Annotated in this window: 11 protein-coding genes; 6 read left to right on the forward strand and 5 right to left on the reverse strand. The window is 55.0% G+C overall.

The window, feature by feature from the left end; translation table 11 throughout:
- Positions 1-108 precede the first annotated feature (108 nt).
- The 4 genes from HMPREF2907_RS07740 (at position 109) to smc (ending at position 6,944) form a co-directional block, all read left to right on the forward strand.
- Positions 109-774 carry a YqiJ family protein gene (locus HMPREF2907_RS07740; protein ID WP_070681832.1) on the forward strand — a complete coding sequence of 222 codons (666 nt, stop codon included), beginning with the start codon at positions 109-111 and terminating at the stop codon, positions 772-774.
- A 79-nt stretch (positions 775-853) separates the two neighbouring features.
- A complete protein-coding gene (locus HMPREF2907_RS07745) occupies positions 854-1,411 on the forward strand; it encodes a hypothetical protein (protein ID WP_070681835.1) in 558 nt (185 codons plus the stop codon).
- 211 nt (positions 1,412-1,622) lie between these two features.
- Positions 1,623-3,335 (forward strand): flotillin family protein, encoded by a 1,713-nt coding sequence (locus HMPREF2907_RS07750; RefSeq protein ID WP_070654748.1) that lies wholly within the window; start codon positions 1,623-1,625, stop codon positions 3,333-3,335.
- 126 nt (positions 3,336-3,461) lie between these two features.
- A complete protein-coding gene (gene smc, locus HMPREF2907_RS07755; protein ID WP_070681838.1) occupies positions 3,462-6,944 on the forward strand; it encodes a chromosome segregation protein SMC in 3,483 nt (1,160 codons plus the stop codon).
- Positions 6,945-7,041: 97 nt separating this feature from the next.
- Here the strand turns inward: smc and HMPREF2907_RS07760 are convergent, their stop codons facing one another.
- From HMPREF2907_RS07760 to tsaE, 5 genes are all read right to left on the reverse strand, one after another.
- Positions 7,042-7,452: a glycine zipper domain-containing protein gene (locus tag HMPREF2907_RS07760; RefSeq protein WP_070681841.1), complete on the reverse strand. Its 411-nt coding sequence runs from the start codon at positions 7,450-7,452 to the stop codon at positions 7,042-7,044.
- A gap of 271 nt (positions 7,453-7,723) precedes the next feature.
- The gene (locus HMPREF2907_RS11960) at positions 7,724-7,816 is read right to left on the reverse strand and encodes a methionine/alanine import family NSS transporter small subunit (protein ID WP_083310710.1); all 93 of its coding nucleotides are present in this window, start codon (positions 7,814-7,816) and stop codon (positions 7,724-7,726) included.
- Positions 7,813-9,351, reverse strand: coding sequence for a sodium-dependent transporter (locus HMPREF2907_RS07765; protein ID WP_070681843.1), 1,539 nt, complete (start codon positions 9,349-9,351; stop codon positions 7,813-7,815). The genes HMPREF2907_RS11960 and HMPREF2907_RS07765 overlap by 4 nt, the downstream gene beginning before the upstream one ends.
- 409 nt (positions 9,352-9,760) lie before the next feature.
- Entirely contained in the window at positions 9,761-11,020 is a 1,260-nt protein-coding gene (locus tag HMPREF2907_RS07770) for an N-acetylmuramoyl-L-alanine amidase (protein WP_070681846.1), read from the reverse strand.
- Positions 11,002-11,478 carry a tRNA (adenosine(37)-N6)-threonylcarbamoyltransferase complex ATPase subunit type 1 TsaE gene (tsaE, locus tag HMPREF2907_RS07775; protein WP_039408819.1) on the reverse strand — a complete coding sequence of 159 codons (477 nt, stop codon included), beginning with the start codon at positions 11,476-11,478 and terminating at the stop codon, positions 11,002-11,004. The genes HMPREF2907_RS07770 and tsaE overlap by 19 nt, the downstream gene beginning before the upstream one ends.
- A 340-nt stretch (positions 11,479-11,818) precedes the next feature.
- On the opposite strand from tsaE, the gene asd reads away from it, so the two are divergent.
- Positions 11,819-12,934: an aspartate-semialdehyde dehydrogenase gene (gene asd / locus HMPREF2907_RS07780; protein WP_070681849.1), complete on the forward strand. Its 1,116-nt coding sequence runs from the start codon at positions 11,819-11,821 to the stop codon at positions 12,932-12,934.
- A 354-nt stretch (positions 12,935-13,288) separates the two neighbouring features.
- Positions 13,289-15,331, forward strand: a complete 2,043-nt coding sequence (gene recG, locus HMPREF2907_RS07785; protein ID WP_141754425.1) for an ATP-dependent DNA helicase RecG — start codon at positions 13,289-13,291, stop codon at positions 15,329-15,331.
- The last annotated feature ends 1,258 nt before the right edge of the window (positions 15,332-16,589 follow it).

Genomic DNA, 16,589 nt, shown 5'->3' on the forward strand with positions numbered 1-16,589 from the left:
AAACTTCTGGATTCCCGCCTGCGCGGGAATAACGGCAATCAAACATTCAAATTTTCGCAAGCAGTCTATTTAAGGTCGTCTGAAAGTTGACAGAACAAGGAACGGAATATGTGGAATTTAATCAACGCCCCCGAAACGGAAATCTTCGGCATCGCCATCGCGCTGATGGTTTTACTCGGCGTGTTGGAAGTCATCTCCATGCTGGCGGGCGGCATCAGCGACTGGCTGGACAACCTGCTGCCCGACAGCCTGACCGAAACCGCGCACGCCGAAGTCGGGCTGGATGCGGCGGACGCGGGCGTGTTCGTCAGGTTTCTGAGCTGGCTGTATGTCGGTCGCGTGCCGGTATTGATGCTGATGGTGGTGTTCCTTGCCGTGTACGGACTGACGGGCTACCTGTTTCAGACGACCTTTGCTGCCGTGTTCGGCAGCTATCTGAACGGATGGCTGGCGGCAATCGCCGTGTGGTTCCTTTCGCTGCCGCTGGTGCGCCTGACGGCGGGTGGCTTGTACAAAATCATGCCCAAAGACGAAACCACCGCCGTTTCGCAGGAAAGCCTAATCGGACGCATCGGCACAGTGGTGCTGGGCGAGGCGCGGGCAGGCAGCGCAGCGCAGGTGCGGGTGAAGGATGTGTACGGGCAGCAGCATTATGTGATGGCAGAACCGGATTCCGACGAAGTGTTGAAACAGGGCGACGCGGTGTTGCTGGTGTCGCTGGAGGGAAATACGTTTAAGGCGATTTTGAATCCGAGCGGGAGTTTGGTGGATTGAGGTCGTCTGAAAAGATAAACGCCGGTTTGCAATGAACCATCATTTTTTATCAGATTAGAAAAACAAAACGGGGATAGATATGGATCATTTGGCGCAGCCTGAGCGCGATATGCAATCCCGCATCGAAGCGTTGAAAAACAAGCTGCCGCGAGGGGTTATCGTTGTCGGCGACGGGCTACTGTTTAAACATTCATTATTTAGAGGTTTGTTGTTTCAACCCTTGGTTGCTTTCTTGTTCGGTCTCATCGGCGTGGGCGGTCTCTGGCTGAAGATAGTGAAATGGATGAATCTATCGCTTTCTAGCAACATGACTTGGCTGCTGGCTATTGTATTCACGCTATGGTGGTTGTGGCGTGCGGAACGTTGGTGGTGCGGGCTGACGACCCGGAAATCGATTTATATTGATCGCGAAAAATTGATTATTTATGGTGCATTCGGACGCATCCGTTATCAAGGCGGACATGACGGGGCTTACAGGAAGTTTGACCGTATCCATATGAGTGACATCGTCGGAGTCAGCCTGATTACCGAACGCAGAGGAACAACAGTCATCGGCGGGCTGCTGGGCTTAGGAAGACACAATATCTGCACAACAGCTTCCCGAAACGCATTGATTGAATTAACAGGTTGGCAGTGATATTCAAGGTATAAGCTCGGTAGGTCGGATTCTTGAATCCGACAAATTGCCCCGTTTCATCAGTATTGCACATAACCGAAATTATCGGATTCAAGAATCTGACCTACCTTTAAAACCCAAAATTTTTAACCTTTCAGACGACCCCAAACCCTAAAAAACCGTCTGAACCCACGCCCCTCAAGGGTATATCGACAACAAGAAAGGAAAACCCATGAACTTAGTTTCCATCGGCATCATCGCCGGCGTCATACTCGTCGCGCTGTTCGTACTCGGCCTTATTCTCACCCGCCTGTACCGCCGCGCCAGCAAAGAAGTCTCCTTCGTCCGTACCGGCTTCGGCGGCGAAAAAGTCATCATGAACGGCGGCGCGATGGTGCTGCCCGTGCTGCACGAAATCATCCCCGTCAACATGAACACATTGCGTCTCGAAGTACGCCGCGCGGCGCAGCAGGCGTTGATTACCCGCGACCGGATGCGCGTTGACGTCATGGCGGAATTTTACGTCCGCGTCAAACCCAGCGCCGAGAGCATCGCCACCGCCGCGCAAACGCTGGGTATGAAAACCATGTCGCCCGACGAATTGAAAGATCTCGTCGAAGGTAAATTCGTCGATGCCCTGCGCGCTGTCGCCGCCGAAATGGCGATGGAAGAGCTGCACGAAAAACGTGTTGATTTCGTTCAGAAAGTGCAACAAGTCGTGAGCGAAGACTTGTTTAAAAACGGCCTCGAACTCGAAACCGTTTCCCTGACCGGCCTCGACCAGACCAGCTTTGAGTTTTTCAACCCACAAAACGCGTTTGACGCGGAAGGTCTGACCAAACTGACCGAAACCATCGAAGGCCGCCGCAAAAAACGCAACGAAATCGAACAAGACACCGATTTGGCGATTAAAACCAAAAACCTCGAAGCCGAGCAGCAACGCCTGAAAATCTCGCGCGAAGAAGAATACGCCAAACTCGAACAAGAACGCGAAATCGCCGTGCGCCGCGCCGAACAGGAAGCCAGCATCGCCGAGCAGGAAGCGCAGAAAAAACGCGAGGCGGAAGAAGCCAAAATCGCCGCTGAACGCGAAGTGGATTTGAAACGCATCGCCGCCGAACGCGACATTAAAAACGAAGACATCCGCAAAGCCCAAGCCGTCGAGCAGGCGGAGGTCGAACGCCGCAAAGCCATCGAGCTTGCCGAACAAGACCGCGCCATCGCCGTCGCCGAAAAATCGCGTGCCGAATCCGAAGCCAAAGCCGAGGCCGACAAAGCCCGCGCCGCCGCCGTGCGTGAAGAAGAGAGCGTGATTACCGTACGCGAAACCGAACGTGCCGAACGTGCCAAAGCGGTCGAGCTGATTGCCGCCGAAGAAGCCGCGCAAAAAGACGCGATTTCGCTCACCGTCGCCGCCGAAGCCGAGAAACAGGCCGCGCAAGACCGCGCCGAAGCCGTGCGCATCGCCGCCGAAGCCGAAGCCGAGAAACAACGCCTGCAAGCCAAAGGTGAAGCCGATGCCAAAGTCCTGTTGGCACAAGCGCAAGAGCAGCAATACAAAGTCGATGCCGAAGGTACCCGCGCCGTGAACGAAGCCGCCAACGTCCTGAGCGTCGAGCAAGTCGAAATGCAAGTGCGCCTCGCCCTGTTGAAACACCTGCCCGACATCATCCGCGAATCCGTGCGCCCGATGGAAAACATCGACGACATCAAGATTCTGCAAGTCAACGGCTTGGGCGGATTCAGCGGCGCTGCCAACAGCTCCGAAGGCGTGTCGGACGGTCAAACCACACAAGCCAGCCTCGCCGACCAAATGGTCAACAGCGCACTGCGCTACCGCAGCCAAGCCCCGCTGGTTGACGGCCTCTTGAAAGAATTGGGTCTGAACGGCGGCGACATCAACGGTCTGACGCAAGGGCTGGATAAAGGCATCGGCAAGGAATAAGCCGCGCCGTTAAGAAGGTCTGAAAGCAAAGGTCGTCTGAAACCTCGAAACAGGGTTTCAGACGACCTTTTGTCAGATGTTTTAGTATAAAATCCCACTTTCTTTTTTTCTCCCCATCCTTATCCCATGCGCCTGACCCACATCAAACTCTCCGGCTTCAAATCTTTTACCGACCCGACCACGATTCATGTTCCGGGGCAGCTTGTTGCGGTTATCGGGCCGAACGGCTGCGGCAAGTCGAATGTGATTGACGCGGTGCGCTGGGTGTTGGGCGAGGCTTCGGCGAAGCAGCTTCGCGGCGAGAGTATGCAGGACGTGATTTTTAACGGTGCGGCGACGCGCCGTCCTGCGCCGAGGGCTTCGGTGGAGCTGGTGTTTGACAACAGCGACCACAGTTTGCAGGGGGCGTGGGGGCAGTATGCCGAGGTGAGCATCAAGCGGCAGCTGACGCGTCAGGGCGAATCGACTTATTTCATCAACAATCAGACCGTGCGCCGCCGCGACATTACCGATTTATTTTTGGGTACGGGCGTGGGCGCGCGCGGTTATGCCGTTATCGAGCAGGGGATGATTTCGCGCATCATCGAAGCGCGGCCGGAGGAGTTGCGCGCCTATATCGAGGAAGCGGCGGGCGTGTCCAAATATAAGGAACGCCGCAAGGAGACGGAAGGTCGTCTGAAAGACACGCGCGAGCATTTGCAGCGTTTGGGCGATTTGCAGAACGAGTTGGCGCGTCAGGTGGAAAAGCTGGAGAAACAGGCGGAAACCGCCGAACGCTATAAATCCCTGACCGCGCAGTTGAACCAACAACAGGATTTGCTCGATTACGCCCAATGGCAGCAATCGCTTGCCGCCGCCGACAAGGCGACCGCGCAGCATCAGTCTTTGCAGGCGCAGCAGGACGAAACCGCCGCGCAGGTTCAGGCGTTAAACGACGAAGTACACGCCTTGCAGACTGCCGAACAGTCGCAGCAGCAGACGGTGCACGAATTGAGCAACAAACGCGGCGTGTTGCGCGAGCAGATTGCCCGTTTGGAAGAACAAATCCGCCATCAGCAAAACCTGCACCAACGCATCGAACGCGACAAGCAGGCGGCGCAGGCGCAGATGCAGCGCATCCATCAGGAGCAGCAGCAAATCCGCGTGCAGCTTGAAGAAAACGAGTTGCAGGCCGAAGAAAAGCAAACCGAGTTGGCGGAATGGGCGATGCAGGTTGCCGAACACGAAGAGCGTCTGCCCGAATTGGAAGAAGCCCAAGCCACGCTCAACGCCGCCTTCCAAACCCAGCAGGACGAAGCAAACCGCATCCGCCGCGAACTGGCGTTGAAGCAGCAGCAGCTTGCCCATGCCGAACAAACCGTTGCCAAGCACGAAGAGCGCAAAGGTCGTCTGAAACAGGAAAACCAAGCCCTGAACCTGCCCGACGAAGCCGAAACCGCCGCCGCGCAGGAAGCCGCCGCCTTGTTGCAAAGCCAGCAAGAGCATTACGAAGAACAAATCATTACCGCCGAAGAAGCCTTACACGCCGCACGCGAGGCGTTTCAGACGACCTCAAACCGCTTCCAAAGCCTGAAGCAGCAACACATCACCTTGCAGGCGCAGCAGCAGGCGTTGTCGCAAATCCTGTCGCAACAGCAGGAAGCCGCCGACTTCTGGCAAGCAACCGACCACGCCGCCGCGCCGCAACTGTGGCAATACATCACCGCGCCCGCTGAGTGGCAACACGCCTTGTCCGTCATCCTTGCCGAACGCCTGCACGCCCGCGCCGTGCCGCACGGCTTCGTTCCGCCCGCGCCGTTGCCGCAAGGGCAGGCGGCATGGCTTTCAGACGACCTCTCCGGCGGCATCAAAAAATCCCTGCCCGTACAGGCATTGTTGAACCAAATCCAAGCGCAGTCGCCGTTTCAGACGGCATTGCACCACTGGCTCGACGGCGTATTGTGCTCGCCCGATTTGAGCTACGCCCTCGCGCATCAAAGCGATTTGGGCGCACACCAAATATGGCTCACGCCCGAAGGCCATCAGGTCGATAAAGTCAGCGTCCTGCTCTATGCCAAACCCGAGCAGGAAAGCCTGATTGCCCAAAAAGCGCGCCTCGACGGCATCGCGTCCGAACTGGAAAACCTCGCCCCCGAACTCTCCGCCGCCGAAGCCGCGTTCAAACAGGCGGAAACCGCCGTGCGCTCGTCCGAAGTGCAACATAAAAACCTGATACAGCAGCAACAGCAGCACACGCGCCAATACAGCCAAGCGCAGCAACGCGCCGCCGAACTTTTAGCGCGCACCAACCAAGGGCAAATCCGCCGCGAACACATCGAGCGCGAACTGGCGCAGTTGGCGGAAGAGCAGACCGTGTTGCAACACACGTCCGACGGGCTTTCAGACGACATCGCTACTTTGCAGGAAGCCGCCGCCGAACTCGAACACCAACAGCAAACCACTGCACACAGCCGCCAAGAGCAGCAAGGCCGTCTGAAACAGGCGCAGCTTGCCCTGCTGGAAGCCAACCGCCAATACGGGCTGGCGGAAGTTGCCGTCCACAAGCTCAACCAGCAAAAACAAAACTACCAACAGCAAATCGCCCGGCTCGAACAGCAAACCCTGGACTGGCAGGAACGCCAGCAAGAGCTTGCCCTCGCCTATGAAACCGAGTTCCAAAACGACGAGCAGCACATCAAGCTCGACGAGTTGACCGAAGCCGTGCACACGCTGGACGAAGAATACATCGCCGTGCAGGAAAAACTCGCGCAGATTCAGGAACAGGGCAGGGAACAATACGCCCGCGTACAAACCCTGCAAACCAAGCTGCCGCAGCTTCAGGCCGCCACCCAAACCGCCCTGTTGCAACAACAGGAAGCCCTGATTAACGCCAAACGCTACCATCAAAACCTGACCGAACGCGCCGCCGATTTGGATGCGCTCGAAGCGTTGGCGAAAGAATCGCCGAAAGTATTGAACAGCAGCATCGGCAGCCTCACCCAACAAATCGAAGCCCTCGGCGCCGTCAACCTCGCCGCCCTGCAAGAACTCGAAGAAGCGCGCGAACGCGACGGCTACTACCGCAGCCAAAGCGAAGACGTGCAAGCCGCCATCACCCTTTTGGAAGAAGCCATCGCCCAAATCGACGACAAAACCAAAGCGCGTTTCAAAGAAACCTTCGACGCCGTCAACGGCAAAGTCCAAACCTTCTTCCCGACCCTGTTCGGCGGTGGCGAAGCCACACTCAAAATGATAGGCGACGACCTCCTGACCGCAGGCGTGTCCATCATGGCGCGCCCGCCCGGCAAGAAAAACAGCACCATCCACCTCCTCTCCGGCGGCGAAAAAGCCCTCACCGCCATGAGCCTCGTGTTCGCCCTGTTCAGCCTCAACCCCGCCCCCTTCTGCCTTCTGGACGAAGTCGACGCCCCGCTGGACGATGCCAACACCTCGCGTTTCTGTAACCTGGTCAAAGAAATGTCGGCGCAAACCCAGTTCCTCTACATCTCCCACAACCGCCTGACCATGGAAATGGCGGAACAGCTCGTCGGCGTAACCATGCAGGAAAAAGGCGTATCGCGCGTCGTTGCCGTGGACATCAAACAGGCGTTGGAAATGGCGGAACCGTGATGAGTTGGCGGAGTTTTGGTTGTTTGAATTTGAAATAGGAAAGGTCGTCTGAAAATGTATTTTCAGACGACCTTTTTCAGATATTCAGACGATGGGTTTAATCGTCGTCATAATCGTAGTAATCATCATCCCAGTCGCGATACTTGCGATGGTGGTGTTTGTGTTTTTTGTAACGTTTCTCATGGCGGTAGTAATCGTCGTATTCATCGCGATCACGACCATAGCGGTAGTAGTCGTCGTAGCGGTAACGGTCTTCGTACTCGTCTCTATCTTTTTGGTTCATTTTTTTATTGCGGTAGGCGTAGGCGTTACCCGCCAAACCGCCGGCAACAGCGCCTATAACGGCACTTGTTGTGTCTTTACCCACCAAGCCGCCCAAAGCTGCGCCTGCGGCCGCGCCGGCGATGGTGGCTTTTTTCCGGTTTTCAGTCCCCCGGGCTTGCGCATCGATGGCGGGAAGGCTGAGGCTGGCGGCGAGCAATACCGCCATGATTGGTTTCATAGTCATGAACTCGTCCTTTTGTGAATCACGGCTGTGCCGAAGTATTCTCATTATAATCAGTCCTTTGTTTACCTTTCGCCCGCCTGTGGAAAATTAGCGTAAACAAATGTTGCTTTTGTGCGGTGCGATTGCCGGGCTAAAGGATTAAATGGATTGAGGGCTTTTAGGATTTTAGATTTTACAGTAATAAAAAAACACCCCGAGGCCGTCATGCGGTTTCGGGGTGTCGGGTTTTCAGACAACCTGTGCGGTCTTTGTAATATTTGTTGGAAAAAGCCTATTCTTCAGGCAGCCGCCATACGGAAAGGATGAATCCTCCCCAAATGACGACGAGTGCGATAATCATCATGATGATGGCTATGGTACTCATTCTTTATCTCCTTGTTCATGTTCGTGTTCGTCTTTGACGTTGAAGTTTTGACCATGCTTCCAAGGCAGCAGCGACAGAATGACAGAAAAAACAAACAGACCGACCGACATACCCCAGCCGAAGATATTGAGGAAACCGTCGGGATAGTTCGAGTAGTTCTCTTTAAGCAGGCCGCTGGTGTCTTGGTAAAGCATATAACCGAGCATGACGACGGTAAAGATGACGCAGGCCGTCCAAATCGCACCGACGCGGACGGAGGAGAGCGCGTTCAGGTGGTTGCGCAGCTCGGGCAGTTTGCGCAGGGCGACGATGGCTAATACATAAACAAAGCCGACAGCGACGATGCCGTAGGTGTTGACGAATTTGTCCAAAACGTCCAAAACGGGCAGGCCGGTGGTCGTACCGAAGAGCAGGGTAGAGATAATGCCCATCGGTATGCAGACGAGCAGGGTAGCGTTGACGCGGCCGATGTTCAATTTGTCCTGAATGGCGGCAACGATGACCTCGACGATGGAAATCATCGAGGTAATGCCTGCGAATACCAGCGAACCGAAGAACAATATGCCGATGATTGCACCCAACGTACCTGCCTGATTGATGATGGTCGGGAAGGCGATGAATGCCAAACCGATGCCGCTGGAGGCGACTTCGCTGACGGCTTGTCCTTTGGCTTGCGCCATAAAGCCCAGCGCGGCGAATACGCCGATACCGGCGAGCAATTCAAAGCTGCTGTTGGCAAAGCCGACAACCAAGCCGGTACCGCCCAAGTCGGTTTTTTTCTTCAGGTAGGAAGAGTAAGTTATCATGATGCCGAAGCAGATGGAGAGCGAGAAGAAAATCTGACCGTATGCGGCGACCCAGACTTTAGGATCGGAAAGTTTCGACCAGTCAGGCGTAAACAGCGCGTCCAAGCCCTTGGCCGCGCCCGGCAGCGTCAGTGAGATGCCGACCATGATGATGAACATAATCAAAAGCAGCGGCATGAAAAACGACGATGCGCCTGCTACGCCTTTTTGTACGCCCAAAGCCATGATGATGCAGGTAAACAGCCATACGCCGATCAGCGGGCCGACGACTTTGCCGACAAAATCCAAGCCTAAGGCTTCAGGACCTGCCATGTTCAAAAAGTCTTTAAAGAAAAACGCCTGCGGATCTGCGCCCCATGCCGCGTTCAGTGAGTAATACGCATAGCTTGCCGACCAGCCGATGATGACTGCGTAATAGATGCAGATGATGATATTGGTCATGACGTTCCACCAGCCTACAGGTTCGAACCAGCGGCCGAGGCGGCGGAAAGCCAGCGGGGGCGAGCCGCGGTAGCGGTGGCCGATGGCGTAGTCGAGCAGCAGCAGCGGGATGCCCGCAGTCAAGAGTGCGACCAGATAGGGTAGGAGGAACGCACCGCCGCCGTTTTCGAAGGCGATGTAGGGGAAACGCCAAATGTTGCCCAAGCCGACGGCAGAGCCGATGGCGGCAACCATAAACGCGCGGCGGTTGCTAAACGTCGCGCGTTCGTTTGTTTTGGAATCAGACACTTTGATACCTCTTGCTTTGATGTGGTATGAAAACAGCCGCTTGGCGGCTTACGGTTATAGAAATGAGGTTTGACAGGGGTAATGTCGTCTGAAAAAACAGTCGGCTTGTGGCCTTTGTTTACAATCTATGGCTGTATCGTAAAAAAATTTAACAGGCTTGGCAAGCGGAAAACAGATTTAAGTTGCGTTTCGGGCGGCTTTGTGAACTTTAGACGATCTTGTATTGCGCAAGGGCGGGTGAGTTGCCGGATGCGGACGATATTGTTTTTTGGCGTTAGGACTTGTTGCGCAATTCGGTATGGAACCGAATACACATTGCTTTTTAAGGAATGACGTAAAAAATAAAAGGTCGTCTGAAAACCGATTTCAAAGTTTCAGACGACCTTTTATCTTTTCCGGCAAACCCGGCTTACCCTCTGCGCAATACGGCGGTGTTGACGTATTTTTGGATGCCGGTGGCGATGGCGTCGGCGCATTGGCGGCGGAAGGAGTCGCTGCCGAGCAGCCGCTCTTCGGTGGGGTTGGACAGAAAGGCGGTTTCGACGAGGATGGACGGGATGTCGGGCGCGCGCAGGACGGCGAAGTTGGCTTCGTCAACGCGGCCTTTGTGCAGTTGGTTGAGTTTGCCCAATTCGGTCAGGACGGAATGTCCGAGTATGCGGCTGTCGCGCATGGTGGCGGTTTGGGTCATGTCGAGAATGGCGTTATCGACGCTGCGGTTGCCGCTTTTGGGGACGCCGCCGATGGCGTCGGCGTTGTTTTGGGTTTGGGCGAGGAATTTGGCTGCGGAGCTGGTCGCGCCTTTGGTATTGAGCATATAAACGCCGGTACCGCGCGCAGACGGGCTGGTGAAGGCGTCGGCGTGGATGGAAACGAACACGTCGGCATTGCGGGCGCGGGCTTTGGCGACGCGCACGCCCAATGGGATGAAGATGTCTTCGTTGCGGGTCATGTAAACGGTGTAGCCTATGCTTTCAAGGCGGTTTTTGGCTTCGCGGGCGATGGAGAGGACGACGTTTTTCTCTTTCAAGCCGCTCGGACCGATCGCACCGGGGTCTTCACCGCCATGACCGGGGTCTATCATGACGACAGGACGGCGTCCGCCGCGGTTGGAGCGCGGAGGCGTGTCTTGGGCAATGTTCGTGCGCTCGGCAGGACGTTGCGTTTGCATGCGTTTCGGCGGATTGCCGTTGAGCAGCGCCATCATCGGGTCGTTGGCATCGACACCGTGCGGATAAAGGTCGATCACGAGGCGGTTTTTAAAGCCGCCGACCGGAGCAAGCGAGAAGACTTGCGGATGGGCGTTTTGCTTGAGGTCGATCACGACGCGTACGGTCGTCGGGGTGTTTTGTCCGGCGCGGATGCTGCGGATATAGGGGTCGTCGGGCAGGACTTTGCCGGAAATGCCTTGCAGGACGCTGTTGATGTTGGCGTTTTGGATGTCGATAACGAGCCTGCCGGGGTTTTCCAAGGCGAAATGCTGATATTGCAGGGCGCGCGAGCTTTCGATGGTGATGCGGGTATAGGCGTGCGAAGGCCAAATACGGGCGGCGACGAATTGGGCTGGCGGCGCGGCTTTGGCGAGGGCGGAGGCAATCGGCGTGAGGGTGAACAACAGTCCGGCGGCTTGGCGGACGACTTGTCTTCGTGTCAGTTTGAATTTAACCATGCTTCTAAACTTTTTTGTCCGTTGGCAGTGTGTGCGGTAGCGGTGCAGGCCCTGCCCTGCGCGGCGTGATTCAGGGAGACGGTGATGTCTGCGGGCGGTGTGAACGCGCCGCCCTGTTGCGGCCATTCGATGATGCAGACGCTGTCAGGGGAGAACAGGTCGTCCAAACCCGCATCTTCCCATTCTTCGGGCGAGGCAAAGCGGTAAAGGTCGAAATGATGGAGCGTGAACGCTTCCAGCGGGTAGGATTCGACGATGGCGTAGGTCGGGCTTTTGACCGCGCCGGTGTGTCCGAGTCCACGCAGGATGCCGCGCGTGAACGTGGTTTTCCCCGCGCCCAAATCGCCTTGCAGATGGATGACCAACGGCGCGCGCAGCGATTTTGCCCAACTTTCGCCCAGCTCGAGTGTGGACTCTTCGTCGGGAAGCCGGCGGGAAAAGGTTGCGCCCTCGCTCATGAAATCAGCCTTGTCGTGTTCTAAAAACCTTAATTATGCTGGATTTACGGGCATTTGCAAACATAAGGGAGGATAAAGTTAGATAAAAATGTTCCATATTTAACCGGTTTTCTCTTGTGAATGCTGCTTTGCTATTTATCAAGTAACCTTTATACGACAATTGTATGTCCGATCTTTAAAAATGCCGAAGAGCTAATTAAATTGCTTGGGGCATTTGCGGCTTTTTCGATTTAAAGTACCTTCACTATAAAAAACTTTACATTTACCTCAAACAGGTTTAAAACTCTTTCTTTTCCCCTATTCAGAAATTTGTTAACAATTTCCCCCTAAGGAGCTCAACATGAAAGTAGGTTTCGTCGGCTGGCGCGGCATGGTCGGTTCGGTTTTGATGCAGCGTATGAAAGAAGAAAACGACTTCGCCCATATTCCCGAAGCGTTCTTCTTCACAACATCCAACGTCGGCGGCGCAGCACCTGATTTCGGTCAGGCGGCTAAAACATTATTGGACGCGAACGACGTTGCCGAGCTGGCGAAAATGGACATCATCGTAACCTGCCAAGGCGGCGATTACACCAAATCCGTGTTCCAACCCCTGCGCGACAGCGGCTGGAACGGCTACTGGATTGACGCGGCGTCCTCCCTGCGCATGAAAGACGACGCGATTATCGTCCTCGACCCGGTCAACCGAAACGTCATCGACAACGGCCTCAAAAACGGCGTGAAAAACTACATCGGCGGCAACTGCACCGTCTCCCTGATGCTGATGGCGCTGGGCGGCCTGTTCCAAAACGATTTGGTCGAATGGGCGACCAGCATGACCTACCAAGCCGCATCCGGCGCGGGTGCGAAAAACATGCGCGAACTCATCAGCGGCATGGGCGCGATTCACGCCCAAGTAGCGGACGAGCTTGCCGATCCTTCCAGCGCGATTCTCGACATCGACCGCAAAGTATCCGACTTCCTGCGCAGCGAAGACTATCCGAAAGCCAACTTCGTCGTACCGCTCGCCGGCAGCCTGATTCCGTGGATTGACGTGGATTTGGGCAACGGCCAGTCCAAAGAAGAATGGAAAGGCGGCGCGGAAACCAACAAAATCCTCGGCCGCAGCGACAATCCGACCGTAATCGACGGTTTGTGCGTCCGCATCGGCTCTATGCGCTGCCACAGCCAAGCCATCACCCTGAAGCTGAAAAAAGACCTGCCCGTTTCCGAAATCGAAGCGATTTTGGCAGGCGCGAACGACTGGGTGAAAGTCATCCCCAACGAAAAAGAAGCCAGCATCCACGAGCTGACGCCCGCCAAAGTTACCGGCACGCTGTCCGTCCCCGTCGGACGCATCCGCAAACTGGGCATGGGCGGCGAATACATCAGCGCGTTCACTGTCGGCGACCAGCTCTTGTGGGGCGCGGCCGAACCCCTGCGCCGCGTGTTGCGCATCGTGTTGGGCAGTCTGTAAGATTTGCAGGTCAAACAAAAAAGCAACGGTTTATCCGTTGCTTTTTTTATCAAGGTCGTCTGAAAGTGAAAGTAGCAGGGTGGACGGATTCTTAAATTTGACGGTTTATAGTGATTTACATAGAAACCTTATGCCGTTATTCCCGCGCAGGCGGGAATCTAGAAATTTGAAATCATGGCAACTTTGTAAATTTTTCTGAAACCCCGAAATCGAGATTCCCTCCCGCGTGGGAATGACGGCATGGACAAATTATCAAACTCTACCTGTGCAATGCCTCTAGGTCGTCTGAACGTCCTTTCAGACGACCCCTTCTTACATTTTCAGCTAAAATACGCGCCATTAAAGGACAAAGCCATGATGACGCCCGAAACTCAGAAACAGCTCAAAATCACCGACGTTTCCGCCAAGAAGCTCGACAAACTCAACCTCCATACCGCATGGGATTTGGTTTTGCATCTGCCGCTGCGTTACGAGGACGAGACGCACATCATGCCGATTAAGGACGCGCCGATCGGCGTGCCGTGTCAGGTCGAGGGCGAAGTCATCCATCAGGAAGTCACGTTCAAACCGCGCAAGCAGCTGATTGTCCAAATCGCCGACGGTTCCGGCAGCGTCCTTTTTCTGCGCTTCATCCACTTTTACGCCAGCCATCAGAAGCAGATGGCGGTCGGCAAACGCATCCGCGCCGTGGGTGAAATCAAACACGGGTTTCACGGCGACGAGATGATTCATCCCAAAATCCGCGACGCCGAGGGCAGCGGTTTGGCGGAAAGCCTCACACCCGTCTATCCGACCGTAAACGGCTTGAATCAGCCCACTTTGCGCCGCATCATTCAGACGGCGTTGGACGTTACGCCGCTGCACGACACGCTGCCCGATGCCTTATTGGGCCGTCTGAAACTGCCGCACCTCGCCGAAAGCCTGCGCCTTTTGCATTCGCCGCCGCCGAGTTTTACCATCCACCAGCTTTCCGACGGCGCGCTGCCCGCATGGCAGCGGCTCAAATTCGACGAACTTTTGGCGCAACAGCTTTCCATGCGCTTGGCGCGGCAGAAGCGTGTCAGCGGCACGGCGGCGGCATTGGGCGGCGACGGCACATTGACCCAAGCTCTGCGCCACGCCTTGCCGTTTGCCCTGACCGATGCGCAAGAAAGAGTCGTGTCCGAAATCCGCCGCGATATGGCGCAAACCCACCCCATGCACCGCCTGCTTCAAGGCGATGTCGGCAGCGGCAAAACCATCGTCGCCGCCTTGTCCGCGCTGACCGCCATCGAATCCGGCGCGCAGGCGGCCGTGATGGCGCCGACCGAAATCCTTGCCGAACAGCATTTCATCAAGTTCAAACAATGGCTCGAACCTTTAGGACTCGAAGTCGTCTGGCTCTCCGGCAGCCAGCGCAAAAAAGCCAAAGACGAAGCCAAAGCCAAACTCGCCGACGGCACCGTCAAAATCGCCGTCGGCACACACGCCCTGTTTTCAGACGACGTCGAGTTTCAAAATCTGGGCTTGGTGATTGTGGACGAACAACACCGCTTCGGCGTCGCCCAACGCCTCGCCCTCAAAAACAAAGGGCGCGACGTCCATCAATTGATGATGTCCGCCACGCCTATCCCGCGTACGCTCGCCATGAGTTTCTTCGCCGACTTGGACGTGTCCGTCATCGACGAATTGCCGCCCGGGCGCACCCCGATTAAAACCCGCCTCGTCAACAACGTCCGCCGCGCCGAAGTCGAAGGCTTCGTCCTCAACATCTGCCGCAAAGGGCAGCAGGCATACTGGGTCTGCCCGCTGATTGAAGAAAGCGAAACCCTGCAACTGCAAACCGCCACCGAAACCCTCGAGCAGCTTCAGGCAGCCTTGCCCGAACTCAACATCGGCTTGGTACACGGGCGCATGAAAGCCGCCGAAAAAGCCGAAGTCATGGCTCAGTTTGCCGCAGGCCGTCTGAACGTCTTGGTCGCCACCACCGTCATCGAAGTCGGCGTAGATGTGCCCAACGCCGCCCTGATGGTGATTGAGCACGCCGAGCGCATGGGCTTGGCGCAGCTGCACCAATTACGCGGGCGGGTAGGGCGCGGCGCGGCAGAAAGCGTGTGCGTCCTCCTGTTTGCCGAACCCTTGAGCGAACTCGCCAAAGCGCGGCTGAAAGTCATCTACGAACACACCGACGGCTTCGAAATCGCCCGCCAAGACCTCAACATCCGCGGCCCCGGCGAATTTCTCGGCGCACGCCAAAGCGGCGTCCCCATGCTGCGTTTCGCCAACCTCGAAGAAGACCTGCACCTCTTGGAACAAGCGCGCGAAATCGCCCCGATGCTGATTGAACAAAACCCCGAAATCGTCGAAGCGCATCTGGCAAGATGGCTTGCCAGCAGGGAAGGGTATTTGGGCGTGTGAGGTCGTCTGAAAAACAATCCCACTATTTTTACCTATGAAAACAGTCCCCACATTCCTGCCTGCTACACCGTCATTCCCGCGCAGGCGGGAATCCAGAACTTCGGCTTTCAGAAATATTCAACGATCACCGTAGCGTGGGCTTTACCCACGGATGCGGTTCGCAGAAATATCAGTTGCGGCGGGTCTCTTATATATTCTCGCGGGCAAAGCCCACGCTACGGTAGCCGCTTTCAGACACCCGCGAGTCGTCTGAAAAAAACAGTTCCCACATCCCTGCCAACCGTGCCGTCATTCCTGCGAAGGCGGGAATCCAGACCTTCGATTTTCAGAAATATCCAATGATTACTGTAGCGTAGGCTGTGTCCACGGATATGGTTTACGACAATATCAGTCGCGGCGGGTCTCTTATATATTTTCGCGGGCAAAGCCCACGCTACGGCAGTTGCTTGCGGAAATCTATAAAGTCGTCTGAAAAATTCCTCTCATATCTCTTGCCAACCGTGCCGTCATTCCCGCGAAGGCGGGAATCCAGACCTACGGCTTTCAGAAATATTCAACGATCACCGTAGCGTGGACTTTGCCTACGGATATGGTTTACGACAATATCGGTTGCGGCGGGTCTCTTATATATTCTCGCGGGCGAAGCCCACGCTACGGCAGCCACTTTCAGATCCCCTCAAGTCGTCTGAAAAAACTCCCCATATCCCTGCCAGCCGCACCGTCATTCCCGCGCAGGCGGGAATCCAGAACTCTGATTTTCAGAAATATTCAACGATTACCGCAGTATGGACTTTGCCCACGGATGCGGTTTGCAGAGATATTGGTCTTGGCAGGGCGTTTATGTTTTACCGGCGAAACCCGCCATATTTTCAGACGACGGTTTTATTCAAATTAAACGTTCAAAAATAAACTAAATATCTATAATTACCTTTTAAGTATGACCGTTTATCTGAATTAAAATCCGCTTATCAAATTTGTATAAAAAATCAACATAAAATCATCGTATTAAAAATATATAAAATTTCAAAATACCGCTTGTCTAAAAAATATACCGTTTATCAAATTTATTTCAATATTATTAAAATAGGTATAAAAGTGACGAAATACGTCATATGACATAAAACGTTTCCCTTTTTTTCTCGAAAATGACAAAACACGTCATATCCCTCAAAAAATTCTACGTCATAAAAAAGCCGAAATCTGCCCGAAAAATCCTTCAAAACAAATTTAAACCTATTAAAAACATAAAATTACAAAA

This window comes from Neisseria sp. HMSC055H02, assembly GCF_001813335.1.
GTDB lineage: Bacteria > Pseudomonadota > Gammaproteobacteria > Burkholderiales > Neisseriaceae > Neisseria > Neisseria sicca_C.

Coding starts and splice junctions, on each gene's coding strand:
- HMPREF2907_RS07740 (WP_070681832.1), top strand. CDS start 109: ATGTGGAATTTAATCAACGCCCCCGAAACGGAAATCTTCGGCATCGCC.
- HMPREF2907_RS07745 (WP_070681835.1), top strand. CDS start 854: ATGGATCATTTGGCGCAGCCTGAGCGCGATATGCAATCCCGCATCGAA.
- HMPREF2907_RS07750 (WP_070654748.1), top strand. CDS start 1,623: ATGAACTTAGTTTCCATCGGCATCATCGCCGGCGTCATACTCGTCGCG.
- smc (WP_070681838.1), top strand. CDS start 3,462: ATGCGCCTGACCCACATCAAACTCTCCGGCTTCAAATCTTTTACCGAC.
- HMPREF2907_RS07760 (WP_070681841.1), bottom strand. CDS start 7,452: ATGACTATGAAACCAATCATGGCGGTATTGCTCGCCGCCAGCCTCAGC.
- HMPREF2907_RS11960 (WP_083310710.1), bottom strand. CDS start 7,816: ATGAGTACCATAGCCATCATCATGATGATTATCGCACTCGTCGTCATT.
- HMPREF2907_RS07770 (WP_070681846.1), bottom strand. CDS start 11,020: ATGGTTAAATTCAAACTGACACGAAGACAAGTCGTCCGCCAAGCCGCC.
- tsaE (WP_039408819.1), bottom strand. CDS start 11,478: ATGAGCGAGGGCGCAACCTTTTCCCGCCGGCTTCCCGACGAAGAGTCC.
- asd (WP_070681849.1), top strand. CDS start 11,819: ATGAAAGTAGGTTTCGTCGGCTGGCGCGGCATGGTCGGTTCGGTTTTG.
- recG (WP_141754425.1), top strand. CDS start 13,289: ATGATGACGCCCGAAACTCAGAAACAGCTCAAAATCACCGACGTTTCC.